We start from the raw sequence: 14786 nt of genomic DNA on the forward strand, positions 1-14786 counted from the left end.
GTTGTAGAGGACACCATCCTCGGTCAGCGTGCCGACCCGCCGCCAGCCCGACTCCTTGAAGGTCACGAAGTCATCGCGGTCGCCGGTGACGTAGAGCGGCGCGCCGCCCGCGTTGGCCCGGACGCCCTGCTCGTTGAAGATCAGCGTCTGATGCCCTCGGCGGTCAGGTCGAACCGCTCGATCCCGTGCACGTTCACGGCGGTGCCCAGCAGCATCAGCCGGCTGCCCTCGAACCGCAGCGTGTCGTCGCCCGAACCGCCGTCCACCGAGACGAAGCCCTCGTCCAGAACCCGCAGCGTGTCGTTGCCGGCCCCGCCCGCCAGCGCGTCGGCCCCGCCCCGGCCGTCGAGGTAATTGTCCGCGCCGTCGCCGGTCAGGCTGTCGGCCTGCCCGGTGGCGATCACCCTTTCCACGCCGGACAGACGATCCCCTCCGCGTCGGCACCGCTGCCGGTGCCCGCCGCGAGATCGACCGTCACCCCGGCGGCGGAGGCGGAATAGTCCGCGGTGTCGATGCCCGCGCCGCCGACCAGCGTGTCGGCTCCGGCCCCGCCGATCAGCGTGTCGTCGCCCGCCGCACCGTCCAGCCGGTTGGCCCCGCCGTCGCCGATCAGAAGGTCGGCGTGGCCGGAACCCGACAGGTTCTCGATGCCGGTCAGGCGGTCGCCTTCGGCGTCGCCCCCAGGCCAATCCCGGTGACGAGATCGACCGTAACCCCCGCATCCGATCCGGAATAGTCCGCGGTGTCGGCCCCGCCGCCGCCCTCCAGCGTGTCGGCGCCCGCCCCGCCCTTCAGAACGTTGTCCAGGCCGTCACCGGTCAACCGGTCGTCGAAGGCCGAGCCGATCAGGTTCTCGACCCCGCTCAACTGGTCGCCCTCGGCGGTGCCGCCGCTGCCGGTGCCGGCCGCGAGGTCCACGACCACCGCGTCGGCGGAGGCGGAATATTCGGCAGTGTCGATGCCCGCCCCGCCGACCAGCGTGTCGGCACCCTCGCCGCCGATCAGCGTGTCGTCGCCCGCCGCACCGTCGAGGCGGTTGTCCCCGCCGTCGCCGGTCAGGCGGTCGGCTTGGTTGGAGCCGGTCAGGTTCTCGATGCCGGTCAGACGGTCACCTTCAGCGTCGCCGCCGATCCCCAGGCCGGTCGACAGATCGACGGTGACCCCGTTGGCCGAGGCTAGGTATTCCGCGGTGTCGGTGCCCTCCCCGCCGATCAGCGTGTCGGCCCCGCCCAGGCCGGCCAGCGTGTCGTTGCCGTCCTGCCCGTCCAGGCGGTTGCGGTTGGCGTCGCCGGTCAGCCGGTCGTTGCCGCCGGAGCCGAGCAGATTCTCGATCCCCGACAGCCGATCACCCTGCGCATCGCCGCCGGTTCCCGTGCCGCTCGCCAGACTGACCGTCACCCCGGCGGTGGAGGCGGAATAGTCCGCGGTGTCGGTGCCCGCACCGCCGACCAGAGTGTCGGCGCCCGCACCACCGACCAGCGTGTCGTCTCCCGCAGCGCCGTCGAGCCGGTTGGCCCCGCCGTCGCCCGTCAGCCGATCGTTGCGGCTGGAACCGGTGACGTTCTCGATGCCGGCCAGAACATCCCCTCCGCATCGCCGCCCAGGCCGGTCCCGGTGGCGAGATCGACGGTCACCGCGGCGGTCGAGGCCGAGTAATCCGCGGTGTCGGTTCCAGCCCCGCCGATCAGCGTGTCGGCCCCGCCCAGGCCGGCCAGGGTGTCGTTGCCCGCCCGCCCGTCGATCCGGTTGCCTCCGGCGTCGCCCGTCAGCCGGTCGTTGCCGTCCGAGCCGAGCAAGTTTTCGATCCCGCTCAGCCGGTCGCCCTGCGCGTTGCCGCCGCTGCCAAGCCCGGTCGTCAGGTTGACGGTGACCGCCACCGCCGAGGCCGAATAATCCGCGGTGTCGGTGCCCTCGCCGCCGACCAGCGTGTCCGCCCGGCGCCACCGGCCAGCGTGTCGTCGTCGGCACCACCGTCGAGCCGGTTGCCGCCGCCGTTGCCAGTCAGACGGTCGCCGAAGGCGGAGCCGATGACGTTCTCGATGCCGGTCAGGATGTCCCCCTCCGCATCGCCGCCATGGCCCGTTCCGGCGTCGAGATCGACGGTCACCGCCTCCGGAGAGGCCGAATAGTCCGCGGTATCGGCGCCCTCGCCACCGATCAGCGTGTCCGCCCCAGCCCCGCCGTCCAGCGTGTCGTCACCCGCCGCACCGTCAATGCGGTTGGCGCCGCCGTCGCCCGTCAGGCGGTCGTCGTGGCTGGAGCCGATGATGTCCTCGACCCCGCTGATCCGGTCCCCCTCGGCGTCGCCGCCGGCCCCGGTGCTTGCGGCCAGATCGACCGTGACGCCGCTGGCCGATCCGCTGTAGGCGACGGTATCGGTGCCCTCGCCGCCGATCAGCGTGTCGGCCCCGGCGCCGCCCTCCAGGCTGTCGTTCCCGGCGGCTCCGTCCAGGCTGTCGTCGCCGGCCCCGCCGGAGAACTGGTTGTCGCCCGCGTCGCCGATCAGCGTGTCGTTGCCGGCCCCACCCCGGACATTCTCGATCCCGGACAGGCTTTCGCTCATCCAGCCGCCGTGCTGCACGCCCCCGTTGGAGAGGTCCACGGCGATAGGTCCGAGCCCGCCCCGAAATCGACGGTGTCGATACCGTCGCCACCGATCAGGACGTTGTGCCCGCCGCCGCCGGTCAGAACGTCGTCGCCGTCGCCGCCGGTCAGCGTGTCGTCGCCCATTCCGCCGACCAACGTGTCGTCGCCGTCACCCCCGTCCAGAAGGTCGCCGTTGTAGTCGTCGCCGACTCTGAGGCTGTCGTTGCCCGCCCTCCGATCAGCGTGTCGCTGCCGAAGCCGCCCTCCAGCGTGTCGTCGCCATCCCCACCGTCGTAGCGGTCGTTGCTCCAGTAGGAGCCGCCCTCGCCCAGCCGGTCGTTCCCGGCGCCGCCCAGCAGCGTGTCGTCGCCCTCGCCGCCATACAGAACGTCGTTGCCGTCGCCGCCGTCCACATGGTCGCCGCCGCCGTCGCTATAGACCGTGTCGTCGCCATCGCCCGCGGTGATGCGGTCCGCGCCGCCGCCCGCAAGGACGAGGTCGTTTCCGCTGCCCGCGTCGATGGTGTCGTCGTTCTCTCCGGAGTCGATCCAGTCGCTGCCGGCGCCGCCGCGGATGCTGTCGTTGCCGGTTCCCGTGATGATGCGGTCATCGCCGCTGCCGCCGTCCAGAAGGTCCTCGTTGCCGCCCCCAGCAGCGTGTCGTCGCCCGCCCCGCCATAGAGCGTGTTGGCGTTGGTGCCGCCGTCCAGAAGGTCGTCGCCCAGCCCGCCATACAGAACGTCTTCGTTGCTGTCGCCGATCAGCGTGTCGTTGCCGGAGCCGCCGTAGAGCGTGTCGTTCTCGCTGCCGCCGTCCAGCAAATCGTCTCCGGACCCGCCGGACAGCACGTCGGACTGGCTGCCGCCAGTCAGGGTGTCGTTGCCGGACCCGCCGTCCAGGCTGTCGTCGCCCCAGTCGCCAGTCACCACGTCGTCGCCGGCGCCGCCATGCACGGCGCCGCCCCCGCCGCCGCTGGACAGGGTGTCGTCCCCACCGCCCCCGGACAAGGTTTCGGCCTGCCAACTGCCGCCGATGGCGACGCCGCTGCCGTCCCGGGCCTCCCCGCCTCCGCGGCCAGTTCCACCGAGGCCGGGAGGCCGTTCTCGTCGGCCGCGGCCTCGTTCCGGCCGTCCGTCACGTCGATGTACAGCACCGTGTCCGTGCTGAGGCCGCCGTCATCGGTGACCCGCACCGTGACGGCATGGGCGGGGGCCGCACCGGCATCGAGGCTGGCGCTCTCCGCCACGGCGATCCGCCCCGTGGCCGCGTCGATGGTGAAGCGGCCGCCGGCGTCGTCGATCAGGCTGTAGGCGAGCGCCCCGCCCTCTGGATCGGCGGCCTGCACGGTGCCAACCACCGTGCCCGCCGGCGCGGCCTCGTCCACGCGCCCGCCGGCCAGCGTCGCGCCGGTCGGGGCATCGTTGACCTCGGCCAGGGTGACGGTGACGGTCTGGGTCGCCCCGCCGCCCCGCCCGTCCGACACGGTGATGCGGAACAGGTCGGTGCCCGCGTAATTGGCGCCGGGCGTGTAGGTGAAGAGGCCCCCGGCGGTCAGGTTGAGGATGCCGTGGGCCGGCCCCTCGGCGATGGCGTAACTCAGCGCGTCATTGTCGGCGTCCACCGCGCCGACGCTGCCGGTCAGGACGGTGTCCTCCGTGCCGGCCAGGGTCTGGTCGCTCACCACCGGGGCGCTGTTGGCCCGGCCGGATAGGCTGCCCACGTCGGCGGCCACGCCGTCCACCAGCACCTCCAGCGTGTTCCAGTTGCGGGCGGCGAGCTTGAGCGCCTCGCTGGTGAAGGTCTGGCCGTCGTTGCCATGCTGCCGGATGAAGTCGCGCAGGCGGACGAGTTCGCCCGCGACCGCTCCGGTGATCTGGGCCGGGGTCAGTTCGACCCGCAGCCGGTCGCTTCCCGCGCCGCCGTCCAGCGTGTCGGCGCGGGTCTGGGTGGACAGGCTCTGGATCGCCAGATCGTCGCCACCGCCGCCCTGGACAAGGTCGCCGCCGTCGCCGCCGACGAGCGTGTCGGCGCCCATCCCACCGGTCAGCGTGTCGTCGCCCGCACCGCCGTCGAGCCGGTCGCCGTTGTAATCGTTGCCGACGGTCAGGCTGTCGTTGCCGGCTCCACCCAGCAGCGTGTCGCTGCCATAGCCGCCGTCCAGCGTGTCGTCGCCGTCACCACCGTCGTAAAGATCGTTGTTCCAATAACCGCCGCCCTCGCCCATCCGGTCGTTCCCGGCGCCGCCCAGCACCGTGTCGTCGCCGTCGCCACCGTACAGAACGTCGTTGCCGTCACCGCCGTCCACCCGGTCGACGCCGCCGTCGCCGTACACCGTGTCGTCGCCCTCGCCCGCGGTGACGCGGTCCATGCCGCCGCCGCCGTAGATGGTGTCGTCGCCGCTGCCCCCGTCGAGGGTGTCGTTGTTCTCCCCGCCGTCGATGCGGTCGTTTCCGGCTCCGCCCAGGATGCTGTCGTCCCCCCAGTTGCCCGTCAGAACGTCGTTCCCGGCCCCGCCGTCGATGAAGCCGCCACCGCCGCCGCTCGCTATCGTGTCGTGCCCGGCCCCGCCCAAAAGGGTTTCGGTCCGCCAGTCACCGTTGATGACTGCGTTGGCGGCAGGGGTGGTCGTGTCGGTCATCAGCGTCCCCTTTCCGGGTGTTCGGCCCGGTTTGGTCGATTGGTTGGCAATGGGATCAGGCGGACGGGCACGCCGTCATCGGCGGGCGCGAGCGGGGTTTGCCGACGGACGATGGGCCTGCGGCGGCGGGCTACCCGGATGGGGAAGCCGAACGCCTCGCCTCACAAAAAGCCTACTTTTGCATGAAAAACTTATGCGAAATGTCATCGTTCACCACGCTTATTAGATTTTTATGCGATAAATGCTTGCGTCAAGATATTTAAATTCTACTGATACGGGAATATCGTAACGCTTCCGTGAGATGTTGTGTCGCATGACGGTGGTGGAGGCGGTCGGCACCGCCGGCGTGAAGTCGGCGACGCGGCCCTTCAGCGCTTTCTGCGCTCGACAATCCGCCGTATTCGCTGGAGCGAATTGGCTGAAACCTGATAGGTTGAGCGAGGCTTCAACCGGCGAAAGGGTGTCTTGGATGCCGCTGACGGAAAGGACCGCCCAGGGCGATCAGTATGTCCTTCCCGGTGCGGAACGCCGGACCGAGCCCGGCCTTCCCTACGCCGCCGAACCCGACGGTCAACTCGCCCTGCATTTCTACGAGCCTCCCCGTGCCGACGAGCGGGACCCCGGCAAGCCGCCTCCGTTGCCGCGTCTGCTCCCCCGCCCCACACCCATCAATGACGGTCCGCTTGCCGGCCGCGTTGCGTTCTTCCCGCAGGTCATGAATGATGTGACCGAGGCTTTCCGGGCTTTTTCCGGCCTGACGAAGGAACGCCAGGATTAGCGTTTGGGAATGATCCTTCGCTTCCGATCGCGGTCCACCGACCACCCAAGGATCTACGTTCATGCCTTTCGACAATCCGGTGGGCGATCGAGCCCGTCGGCAGCCACGGTTCGGAAAAGCAGCCCAACGGCAAGCCACGCAGGGAGCCCCTGCGCGAGCACACCAGAAGGTCAACGGCTCCGCCGAGCAGAAGCACCAACAATGGCTCGCCCGCGCTAGCGATGCCGAGCGATCCGGCGATTCCGTCGAAGCCGAAACCTGTCGCCAGCATGCGGAGCACTGGTTCCGTGTGGCCCACGGCCGCAACGATCCCTGAGGCTCCGCCGCCCCACCGATCACGATCGGTCCGTGGCGGCGTGGCTCAGGCCAAATGGCCTCCGGCAAGCCCGGAGCGGCTCGCTGCCCGCGCAACGGAACTCGGCACGCTCCGATCCCCGACCGCGGACAGCGGGGGAGCCCGCTACCTCAGCAGCGTCGCGGCCGGTCGAACGAAGCTCTTGCGGCCGCGCTTGAACCCCATGAGCGGCACGGCTATTCCGCCGAAGGCGTCGGTCTCGTCGTTGGCGTCGAGCACGATCATGTCCGCCTGTCCGCCAACCGCGACGCCATAGTCCGCGATCCGCATCAGCCGGGCGGCCCCGTTGGAGATCAAATCGAGGCAGCCGCCGAAGCTTTCAGGCCCCAGATGCATGAGGTTCGCATAGAGATTGCCCATCCGGATCAGCGAGCCGTCGCCAAAGGGCGTGAAGGGGTTCAGGACATTGTTGGTCGCGACCGAGACGGCAACGCCGCCCTCCGCCAGCCGATGAACCGGCGCCACCCCGCGCGGGGCGCGGTGGTTGGCATCGCGCCCGTTGAGATAAAGATCGGTCGCGGGCAAGGCCGTCACCCCCACGCCGGCATCGGCCAGGAGCGCGATCATCCGCTCCAGCGCCGCATCATCGATGGCCGCGAGCTTGGTGGCATGACCGACGGCGACCCGCCCCTGCCAGCCCGCCGCCATCGTCCGCCGGCAGATTTCCTCAAGGTGGGACCAGCTGGGATCGAGATCGAAATCCAGATGGAAATCGAGATCGACGTCGTGCGCCACCGCCAGGGCGAAGATCCGTTCCATGTGCAGGGAGGGATCGGCATCGGTGTAAGGACAGCCGCCCAGGAGATCGGCCCCCTCCGCCAAGGCCTGGGTCAGCAACCGTTCGACCGCCGGATCATGGGTCATCCCCTCCTGCGGGAAGACGCAGATCGACAGATCGATGGCGAAGGCATAATCCCGCTTGAGCCGCTTCATGGCCTCGAAACTGCGCAGGCCGACCTGCGGATCGAGTTCCACATGGGTCCGCATGAACATGGTGCCCTGCGTGATCGCGCGCTCCAGGGTGCGGGCACCGCGCTGATAGACATCCTCGATCGTGAACTCCCTTTTCAGGCGGGACACCGCGGCGATTGCCCCCTTGAGTCCGCCGCCGGCATCGCGGCACCGGCAGAGCAGGCAGGACTTGTCGAGATGGATGTGCGTATCGACCAGCCCCGGCAGGACGAGACGCCCGCCGGCATCCTCCTCGACAACGGCCTCGACGACGGCGGTACCGGCCAAGGCAGGGCCGATGGCGGCGATCCGTCCCTGCCTGACCGCGATATCCTGCAGGCCTTGCCCTCCCCTCAGGCGGGCGTTGCGCAAGAGAAGGTCGAAAATCTGGTTCTGCGTCATCTCAGATCCGGCGTGACATTTGCATGCATAAACAGTATGCACTTTCAATGCCAGACCGAGCACACTTGTGGAGTTCCCAATGAGCGAGATGACCGAACGCGATCTGCAGGCCGTGAAGGATTATCTGGATGCCTCCATGGCCCCCGATCCCGTGCGCGCGGCGAAGCATGTGGCCCCGGGTTTCATCTGCCGCTTCACCGGGCACCGCGTTTTTGATACGCCGAGCGGGCCGACCGGCTTCAACGCCGCCCGCTACAAATGGGTGAAGAAGCGGATCGAGCGCTACGACGTGGTGCCGGGCGAGACGGAAACCATCGTCTACAGCCTCGGCTACCTGTACGGCGCTTGGCCGGACGGCACGCCCTTCGACAACAACCGCTACGTCGACCGTTTCGTGGTGCGGGACGGGCTGATCGTCGAAACCGATGTCTGGAACGACAGCGCCGAGTGGATTCTCGACCCTTCCTGCGCCCGCTGACCTGAATGCCCTGACCTGAATGCCTGGCGCCCTTATTCGGTGTAGGGCGCCAGGATATCCATGAGGTCGCGGCTCTTGGCGCCCGAGCTTTGCAGAAGCGCGCGGGCGGCCACGGCCTCCAAATGCTCGTCCATGAGGGCGCAGGCCTTGTCCGTGGGGCCGGTCCGGATCGCCTCGATCAGTTCCAGATGCTCATTCACCGCGCATTCGGACGAATGGGGCCGGCTGAAAACCGCCAGCGACAGTCCCGCGCGGTAGCAGATCTCCGTCACATAGCGGATCAGAACGGGTTTGCCGGTCATTTCCGCCAGTCGGACATGGAATTCCGTCGCCAGACGGATCGAAATCCCCTCGGCGCCATGCCGGGCCTGATGTTCGGCGTCGACGATGGCCTTCAACTGCTTCGCCTGGGCCTCGGTCAGCTTGCCGGCCAGATGCCGGACGACCTGACGTTCGAGATCGACCCGGATGTCGAAGATGTCCCGCGCATCCTCGAAGGACGGCACGGCGACCACGGCGATGCGGTTCCGGCGCAGATCGACAAGGCCTTCCGCCGCCAACTGCCCGAGCGCGCTGCGGGCGATGGTCCGGCTGACGCCGAAGCGTTCGCCCAGCGAATCCTCCGGCAGCCGGTCCCCCGGCGAGAGCGCCCGCTCGATGATCGCGCGCCGCAAGGCCGTGCAGATCACCGCGACACGGTCGCCTCCGGTTTTCCTCGAACGCTTTTCCTCGACCATCACCGCCCTCTCCTGACCCACTCTGCATAAGGGAGCTCAGGCGGGAATTCAACTCGCCAAGTGCCGCATTTGAATGCAACAGCCTCTTCACCCTGCACAAATCAAATGCATGCAGTGATTGTACACACTTTTCCTCGCCAAAAGCTGGTCACCCCCGACGTGGCGCGCAGCGCGCTCCGGAAACTGGCGCACCTGTTGCATACAGTTTACCAGTCCGTCACGAGGTGCGCCGCATGTCCCCATCCCAAGCCATCCAGCAAGGCCGTTCCGCCATCGCCGTCGAGCTTTCCCAGGCCGCCGTTTCGTTCGGCGCGCCGGGCAAGTCGTTCGCAGCCCTGCAGGAGACGAACCTTCGGATCGCCGATGGCGAGTTTGTCGCCCTGGTCGGCCCGTCGGGCTGCGGGAAGTCCACGATCCTGCGGCTGACGGCCGGCCTGCTGCAGCCGACCCGGGGGGCCGTCCTCGTCGGCGGGCGCGAGGTGGCGGCCAAGGCCTTGCGCATCGGCATGGCCTTCCAGAATCCGACCATGCTGCCCTGGCTGACCATCGAGCGGAACGTGATGCTGCCGCTCAAGATCGTGCGGCCCTTCCGCTCCGACTACCGCGCCAAGCGCAAGACGGAATACCGCGACCGGGTGCACGCCCTGCTGGCCGATGTCGGGCTCGACAAGTTCGCCGGCCATTACCCCTGGCAGCTGTCGGGCGGGATGCTGCAGCGCGCGAACCTCTGCCGCGCCCTCATCCATGAACCGAGCCTGCTGCTGCTCGACGAGCCGTTCGGCGCGCTCGACCAATTCACGCGCGAGGAGCTGTGGGGGACGATGCAATCCCTGTGGCTGAAGCGCAAACCCACCGTCCTGCTCATCACCCACGACCTGAAGGAGGCGGGCTTCCTCGCCTCGCGCGTCTGCGTGATGAGCGCCCGGCCCGGCCGCATCATCGACGACAGCGCCGTCGACTTCCCCCGCCCGCGCACGATCCAGATGACCTTCGATTCCGAGTTCGTCGCCCTCAACCAGCGGCTGCGCGACCTCATCATCGACGCGCGCACCGACACCGCCATCCGCGGAGCCTGAGCCATGAGCTACGAACTGCGCCGCCGCCTCTGGGCCGGCATCCTCATCCTCGGCTTCTTCGCGACGTGGGAAATCCTCTGCCTCGCCCTTCAGGTCTCCGATCTGGTCCTCCCCCGCCCGAGCCAGGTGTTCGCGACGCTGGTCGACCGCCTCGGCATCCTGTGGCCCCATGTGCTGCAGACCCTCTGGACCACGATGATCGGCTTCGTCCTGGGCGTGACCGTCGGGGTGGTCATCGGGGCGGCCGTCGGCGTCTCCCGCACCGCTTACGACACGGTCTATCCCCTGCTGATCGGCTTCTCCTCGATCCCCAAGGTCGCGGTGGTGCCGATCTTCGTGCTGTGGTTCGGATCGGGCGCGACGCCGGCCATCCTCACCGCGCTCGCGATGTGCTTCTTCCCGATCGTCGTCAACATCGCGACCGGCCTCGCCACCACCGAGCCGGAATTGGAGGACGTCCTCAAGTCGCTCGGCGCCAGCAAGCTCGACATCCTCTGGAACGTCGGGCTGCCCCGCACCATGCCCTTCTTCTTCGCCTCGCTGAAGATCGCCGTCACCTTCGCCTTCGTCGGCAGCGTGCTGTCCGAAACCGTCGCCTCCAACAAGGGCATCGGCAACGTGATGATGACGGCCTCCTCGAACTTCGACGTGCCGCTGGTCTTTGCCGGCCTCTTCCTGCTCGCCGCCCTCGGCATCCTGCTCTACGTCGCCTTCTCGCTGGTCGAGGCGCGCGTCACCGGCTGGGCCACCCGTCGCCAGGGCTTTGCTTCCGCCTGACCCTTCATCCCGAAACGGAGCCTACCATGTTGAAAAAGCTTCTCTCGACGCTTGCGCTCGGCCTTTGTCTGAGTGGGCCGGGCCTGAGCGGGCCGGCATTGGCCGAAACCAACATCAAGTTCACGCTCGGCTGGAAGACCCAGGGCTCCGACGCTCCCTTCCTGCTGGCGCAGCAGAAGGGTTACTTCAAGGCCGAAGGGCTGAACGTCACCATCGACCAGGGCGAAGGGTCGGCGGCCACTGTGACCCGCATCATGTCGGGAGCCTATGACGCCGGCTTCGGCGACATCAACGCGATCATCCAGAACGCGGCGACCCGCCCCGGCGAGGTGCCGATCATGGTCTATCAGCTCTGGAACAAGCCGCCCTTCGCGATCGTCTCGAAGAAGACGACCAACATCACCAAGCCCGCCGATCTCGTCGGCAAGAAGCTGGGCGGCGCCCAGGGCACCCCGACCACCCGCCTCGTCACCGTGCTCGGCACGCTCAACAAGGTCGACATGACCAAGGTCGCCATCGAGAACATGGGACCGAACCTGCAGGAGCCGATGCTGATCAAGGGCGACATCGACGGCGCCCTGGTCTTCAACATCACCAGCTGGTTCAACCTGATCAACAACCGCCAGGACCCCGCCAAGGACTACAACTGGCTGCTGTTCGGCGAGTTCGGCCTCGACCTCTATTCCAACGGCATGATGGTCTCCCAGAAGCTGATCAAGGAGAACCCGGACGCCGTGGCCGGCCTCGTCCGCGCGGTCAACAAGGCGGCGGTGGAGATCGGCGCGGACGCCGAGGCCGGGGTGAAGGCGGTCCTTGCCTACGACAATCTGGCCAAGGAAGAGCTTGAGCGCGCCCGCATGAAGTTCTCCTACGAGCAACTCATCCTGTCGCCCGAAGTCGACCGGATCGGCCTTGGCGACGTGGACGACGCGCGCCTCGCCCGCTCGATCGGCATCATGGTCGAAGGCTACCAGCTGACGGCCACGCCCAAGCCGGAGCAGGTCTTCACCCGCCAGTTCCTGCCGCCGGCGGCCGACCGCAAGCTCGCCTACAAGGCCGACTGATCGCAGGACGAAGCCCGGCCGGAACTGCGGCCGGGCTTCACGCATGGGGAAAGAGATGAACGTCGCCCGGCCGGGAATGGTCACCAGCCCGCACCCCCTGGCATCCGAGGCCGGGGCCGCCGTTCTGGCGAGGGGCGGCACCGCCATCGAAGCGGCGGTTGCCATCGCCGCCAGCCTGTCCGTCGTCATGCCGCATTTCTGCGGGATCGGCGGCGACGCCATCTGGCTGGTGGCGGACCGGCAGGGGCGGCAACGCTGTTTCCTCGGCATCGGGCAGGCGGCGGGCCAGTTTCCAGCCTATGAGGCTGCGATCCCCCTGCGCGGCCCCGCCTCGACCGTCACCTCGGCCTGCGCGGTCGACAGCTGGGGGCGAGCGCTTGCCTACAGCGCCGAACAATGGGGCGGCACTCAACCCTTCGCCGACCTCCTCGCCCCCGCCATTGCCCAGGCCCGGGACGGCTACGTCCCCAGCCGCTCGCAACAGTTCTGGTTCGATTTCCGGCGTGACGAGATCCCGCACTGGGAAGGCTTCGCGGATCATTTCGACGCCGTCCCCGGCGACCTCTTCACGCAGCCCGGTCTCGCCCGCAGCCTCTCCCTGCTGGCCGAGGACGGTTGCCGGTCCTTTTATGACGGGCGGCTCGGACGGCAACTGGCCGAGGGACTGGCCGCCGCGGGCTCCCCCCTCGGCGCCGCGGATCTGGCGGCGACCCGGACGCGGGAGGAGGCCCCCGTCGGCTTGGACTATCGCGGGCTGACCCTGCTGGCCCCGCCTGCGCCGACGCAGGGACTTTCCACGCTGGCGATCATGGGCGTTCTCTCCCACTTCGACCTGGCGGCCCTGCCCCCCACAAGCCCGCTCCGCTATCACCTGCTGGTCGAGGCGGTGAAGCAGGCCTTTCTGGACCGGCCGCTCATCGCCGATCCCGACGGTTCCGAGCCGCTGCCCTGGGACTTTCTCGACCCGTGGCGTCTGGCCGGCAAAGCCTCGGCCATCGAACCGGCACGCGCCCTGCCCTGGCCGCATCCCTACCGCCATGGCGACACGGTTTTCTTCGCCGCAACCGACGAGCAGGGACGCTGCGCGAGTGTTCTGCAGAGCACCTATTTCGACTGGGGCAGCGGTGTCCTGGTCGGCGATACCGGCGTCCTCTGGCAGAATCGCGGCGCGGCATTCTCGACCGTTCCCGGCGACCGCAACGCGATCAAACCCGGCAAGCGGCCCTTCTACACCCTGAACCCCGGCATCGCCCTCAAAAACGGGAAGCCTCATCTTCTCTACGGCACCCAGGGTGCGGACGGCCAGCCGCAGACCCTTGCCGTGCTGCTCACCGGTTTGATCGACTACGGCATGACGCCTGAGGAGGCGCTTGCCCAGCCCCGCTTCCTTCTGGGAAGGACCTTCTCCGACAGCCGTGACAGCCTCAAGATCGAGGCGTCCCTGGGCGAGGCCGCGATGGGAAACCTCGCCGCCCTGGGGCATGAGGTGGCACCCCTTCCCGCCCTGTCGCCGATCTTCGGCCAAGCCGGGGTCCTCCGCCTCGCCGATGGAGGCACCGTGTCCGGCACCCATGATCCGCGCGGCGAAGGCAACGCGCTTCGAGCCCGAGAGCATTCGCCCTGCAACGCCGCGGTCATTTCATCGTCCAGGTCCGCTTGACCGATGGCGGACGGGACCGGCCCGGACCGGCCCATCCGGACAGTCAGCACCGTCCGGAACTGAGCCGCACCGGGTTGTCAGCCGCACCGGCCGGGGCGGGAAAGCCATGCTGCCGAGCCGCCCGCACCACCACCAGCGTCGCCGCCAGCAACACCAGCAGGGTTGGCGCGAACGCACCGACGCCCAGCCATCCGAGCAACACGCCTCCAACGATTCCGCCACCGGCGATCGCCGTGTTCCAAGTGGTGACCAGCATGGACTGCGCGATGTCCGCGGCGTTTCCCGCCGTCTTTGCCAGCGCCGTCTGGAACAAGGTCGCCACACCGCCGAAGGCCGAGCCCCAGGCGGCCACCGCCACGAACACCACGGCCGGCACCTCACCCGCCGTCCCGAGCGCCAGCGCGGACAGGGCGAACACGGCCGTGCTGGCGAGCGTGAGCGCGCGCAGATGGCGGTCGATCAACACGCCGATGATCCAGATGCCCAGCAGCGAGGCGACGCCGAACACCAGCAGCACCAGATCCGTGCGCTCGGCCATGCCCGCCGCCGCCAGGAACGGTGCGATGTAGGTGTAGAGGATGTTGTGCGCCAACACGAAGGCCAGCACCGCGAACAGCACCGGACGCACGCCGGCCAGGGTGAAGACACGCCCCAGCGAAAGCCGCTCGCCCATCCTCTGCCCGGCAAAATCCGGCACCGTCACGCGCACCCACACCATGAGCAGCAGCGCCAGGGCGCTCATGAGGCCGAAGCACGTCCGCCACCCCAGCAGGCTGCCGAGGAAGGTGCCGGCCGGCACGCCCAGCGACAGCGCCAACGGCGTGCCGACCATCGCGATGGCGATGGCGCGCCCCTTCTGCCGCTCGGGCACCATGCGCGCGGCATAGCCGGCCAGCAGCGCCCACAGCAGCCCGGCCGACACTCCCGCCAGGAAGCGCGCCACCATTGTCAGCGCGTAGCTGCCGGAAAGCGTCGTGACGGTGTTGGCGACGACGAAGCCCGCGATGGCGGTCAACAGCAACGGGCGACGGCGCAGGCCCTGCGTGGCCACAGTCAGCGGAATCGCCGCCAACAGAGACCCGATGGCGTAGATCGTGACCGTCTGGCCGACCCAGGCCTCGGACACCGCCAGACCCTGCGCCATCTGCGACAGCAGTCCGGCTGGCAGCGCTTCGGTCAGGATGGTGATGAAGGCCGCCATCGCCAGCGCCAGCAGGGACGCCAGCGGCAGGCGGTCGGTGCCGGCGGCCCTCATTGTCCAGCCCCCCGCATGCGGCGTTCCGCG

General features: G+C 68.8%; 18 protein-coding genes and 2 pseudogenes. 7 read left to right on the forward strand and 13 right to left on the reverse strand.

Annotated elements, in window-relative coordinates:
- Window positions 1-140 precede the first annotated feature (140 nt).
- The 10 genes and pseudogenes from ACWPXE_RS05000 to ACWPXE_RS05045 form a co-directional block, all read right to left on the reverse strand.
- Window positions 141-413 carry a hypothetical protein gene (locus ACWPXE_RS05000; RefSeq protein WP_454016927.1) on the reverse strand — a complete coding sequence of 91 codons (273 nt, stop codon included), beginning with the start codon at window positions 411-413 and terminating at the stop codon, window positions 141-143.
- A complete protein-coding gene (locus ACWPXE_RS05005; RefSeq protein WP_454017899.1) occupies window positions 401-727 on the reverse strand; it encodes a hypothetical protein in 327 nt (108 codons plus the stop codon). The genes ACWPXE_RS05000 and ACWPXE_RS05005 overlap by 13 nt, the downstream gene beginning before the upstream one ends.
- Window positions 655-1398, reverse strand: a complete 744-nt coding sequence (locus tag ACWPXE_RS05010; RefSeq protein ID WP_454017900.1) for a calcium-binding protein — start codon at window positions 1396-1398, stop codon at window positions 655-657. Before ACWPXE_RS05010 ends, ACWPXE_RS05005 begins: the two co-directional genes overlap by 73 nt.
- 60 nt (window positions 1399-1458) lie before the next feature.
- Window positions 1459-1578, reverse strand: a pseudogene (locus ACWPXE_RS05015) (calcium-binding protein); the annotation flags it as partial.
- Window positions 1530-1877: a hypothetical protein gene (locus tag ACWPXE_RS05020; protein ID WP_454017901.1), complete on the reverse strand. Its 348-nt coding sequence runs from the start codon at window positions 1875-1877 to the stop codon at window positions 1530-1532. The pseudogene ACWPXE_RS05015 and the gene ACWPXE_RS05020, both read right to left, overlap by 49 nt.
- Window positions 1856-2602 carry a calcium-binding protein gene (locus ACWPXE_RS05025; RefSeq protein ID WP_454016928.1) on the reverse strand — a complete coding sequence of 249 codons (747 nt, stop codon included), beginning with the start codon at window positions 2600-2602 and terminating at the stop codon, window positions 1856-1858. Before ACWPXE_RS05025 ends, ACWPXE_RS05020 begins: the two co-directional genes overlap by 22 nt.
- On the reverse strand, window positions 2560-2742 hold the full coding sequence (locus ACWPXE_RS05030; protein WP_454016929.1) for a hypothetical protein: 183 nt from the start codon (window positions 2740-2742) through the stop codon (window positions 2560-2562). Before ACWPXE_RS05030 ends, ACWPXE_RS05025 begins: the two co-directional genes overlap by 43 nt.
- Window positions 2712-3215: a calcium-binding protein gene (locus tag ACWPXE_RS05035; protein ID WP_454017902.1), complete on the reverse strand. Its 504-nt coding sequence runs from the start codon at window positions 3213-3215 to the stop codon at window positions 2712-2714. The genes ACWPXE_RS05030 and ACWPXE_RS05035 overlap by 31 nt, the downstream gene beginning before the upstream one ends.
- 56 nt (window positions 3216-3271) lie before the next feature.
- A pseudogene (locus tag ACWPXE_RS05040) lies at window positions 3272-3538 on the reverse strand (calcium-binding protein); the annotation flags it as partial.
- Window positions 3508-5223: an Ig-like domain-containing protein gene (locus tag ACWPXE_RS05045; protein ID WP_454016930.1), complete on the reverse strand. Its 1716-nt coding sequence runs from the start codon at window positions 5221-5223 to the stop codon at window positions 3508-3510. The gene ACWPXE_RS05045 and the pseudogene ACWPXE_RS05040, both read right to left, overlap by 31 nt.
- Window positions 5224-5536: 313 nt before the next feature.
- Between ACWPXE_RS05045 and ACWPXE_RS05050 the strand changes: the two genes are divergently transcribed.
- Both ACWPXE_RS05050 and ACWPXE_RS05055 read left to right on the forward strand, forming a co-directional pair.
- The gene (locus tag ACWPXE_RS05050) at window positions 5537-6001 is read left to right on the forward strand and encodes a hypothetical protein (protein WP_454016931.1); all 465 of its coding nucleotides are present in this window, start codon (window positions 5537-5539) and stop codon (window positions 5999-6001) included.
- A 61-nt stretch (window positions 6002-6062) separates the two neighbouring features.
- Window positions 6063-6317 carry a DUF4167 domain-containing protein gene (locus tag ACWPXE_RS05055; RefSeq protein ID WP_237906424.1) on the forward strand — a complete coding sequence of 85 codons (255 nt, stop codon included), beginning with the start codon at window positions 6063-6065 and terminating at the stop codon, window positions 6315-6317.
- Window positions 6318-6461: 144 nt separating this feature from the next.
- Here ACWPXE_RS05055 and ACWPXE_RS05060 read toward each other — a convergent pair whose 3' ends face one another.
- Window positions 6462-7772, reverse strand: coding sequence for an amidohydrolase family protein (locus ACWPXE_RS05060; RefSeq protein WP_454016932.1), 1311 nt, complete (start codon window positions 7770-7772; stop codon window positions 6462-6464).
- 16 nt (window positions 7773-7788) lie between these two features.
- On the opposite strand from ACWPXE_RS05060, the gene ACWPXE_RS05065 reads away from it, so the two are divergent.
- The gene (locus ACWPXE_RS05065; protein WP_014198525.1) at window positions 7789-8187 is read left to right on the forward strand and encodes a nuclear transport factor 2-like protein; all 399 of its coding nucleotides are present in this window, start codon (window positions 7789-7791) and stop codon (window positions 8185-8187) included.
- A gap of 32 nt (window positions 8188-8219) precedes the next feature.
- Here ACWPXE_RS05065 and ACWPXE_RS05070 read toward each other — a convergent pair whose 3' ends face one another.
- Window positions 8220-8924: a GntR family transcriptional regulator gene (locus ACWPXE_RS05070; RefSeq protein WP_454016933.1), complete on the reverse strand. Its 705-nt coding sequence runs from the start codon at window positions 8922-8924 to the stop codon at window positions 8220-8222.
- A gap of 233 nt (window positions 8925-9157) precedes the next feature.
- On the opposite strand from ACWPXE_RS05070, the gene ACWPXE_RS05075 reads away from it, so the two are divergent.
- Genes ACWPXE_RS05075 through ACWPXE_RS05090 form a run of 4 tightly spaced genes read left to right on the forward strand, consistent with a single transcriptional unit; the run spans window position 9158 to window position 13501 of the window.
- The gene (locus tag ACWPXE_RS05075; RefSeq protein WP_454016934.1) at window positions 9158-10000 is read left to right on the forward strand and encodes an ABC transporter ATP-binding protein; all 843 of its coding nucleotides are present in this window, start codon (window positions 9158-9160) and stop codon (window positions 9998-10000) included.
- A gap of 3 nt (window positions 10001-10003) precedes the next feature.
- A complete protein-coding gene (locus ACWPXE_RS05080; protein WP_454016935.1) occupies window positions 10004-10777 on the forward strand; it encodes an ABC transporter permease in 774 nt (257 codons plus the stop codon).
- A gap of 26 nt (window positions 10778-10803) precedes the next feature.
- Window positions 10804-11841 (forward strand): ABC transporter substrate-binding protein, encoded by a 1038-nt coding sequence (locus ACWPXE_RS05085; RefSeq protein WP_454016936.1) that lies wholly within the window; start codon window positions 10804-10806, stop codon window positions 11839-11841.
- Window positions 11842-11896: 55 nt separating this feature from the next.
- Entirely contained in the window at window positions 11897-13501 is a 1605-nt protein-coding gene (locus tag ACWPXE_RS05090; RefSeq protein WP_454016937.1) for a gamma-glutamyltransferase family protein, read from the forward strand.
- 43 nt (window positions 13502-13544) lie between these two features.
- Here ACWPXE_RS05090 and ACWPXE_RS05095 read toward each other — a convergent pair whose 3' ends face one another.
- Complete coding sequence (locus tag ACWPXE_RS05095) at window positions 13545-14756, reverse strand: MFS transporter (protein ID WP_454016938.1); 1212 nt, start codon at window positions 14754-14756, stop codon at window positions 13545-13547.
- Window positions 14757-14786: the final 30 nt, after the last annotated feature.

The organism is Azospirillum sp. Marseille-Q6669 (assembly GCF_965111635.1).

Coding starts and splice junctions, on each gene's coding strand:
- ACWPXE_RS05045 (WP_454016930.1), bottom strand. CDS start 5,223: ATGACCGACACGACCACCCCTGCCGCCAACGCAGTCATCAACGGTGAC.
- ACWPXE_RS05050 (WP_454016931.1), top strand. CDS start 5,537: ATGACGGTGGTGGAGGCGGTCGGCACCGCCGGCGTGAAGTCGGCGACG.
- ACWPXE_RS05055 (WP_237906424.1), top strand. CDS start 6,063: ATGCCTTTCGACAATCCGGTGGGCGATCGAGCCCGTCGGCAGCCACGG.
- ACWPXE_RS05065 (WP_014198525.1), top strand. CDS start 7,789: ATGAGCGAGATGACCGAACGCGATCTGCAGGCCGTGAAGGATTATCTG.
- ACWPXE_RS05070 (WP_454016933.1), bottom strand. CDS start 8,924: ATGGTCGAGGAAAAGCGTTCGAGGAAAACCGGAGGCGACCGTGTCGCG.
- ACWPXE_RS05075 (WP_454016934.1), top strand. CDS start 9,158: ATGTCCCCATCCCAAGCCATCCAGCAAGGCCGTTCCGCCATCGCCGTC.
- ACWPXE_RS05080 (WP_454016935.1), top strand. CDS start 10,004: ATGAGCTACGAACTGCGCCGCCGCCTCTGGGCCGGCATCCTCATCCTC.
- ACWPXE_RS05085 (WP_454016936.1), top strand. CDS start 10,804: ATGTTGAAAAAGCTTCTCTCGACGCTTGCGCTCGGCCTTTGTCTGAGT.
- ACWPXE_RS05090 (WP_454016937.1), top strand. CDS start 11,897: ATGAACGTCGCCCGGCCGGGAATGGTCACCAGCCCGCACCCCCTGGCA.
- ACWPXE_RS05095 (WP_454016938.1), bottom strand. CDS start 14,756: ATGAGGGCCGCCGGCACCGACCGCCTGCCGCTGGCGTCCCTGCTGGCG.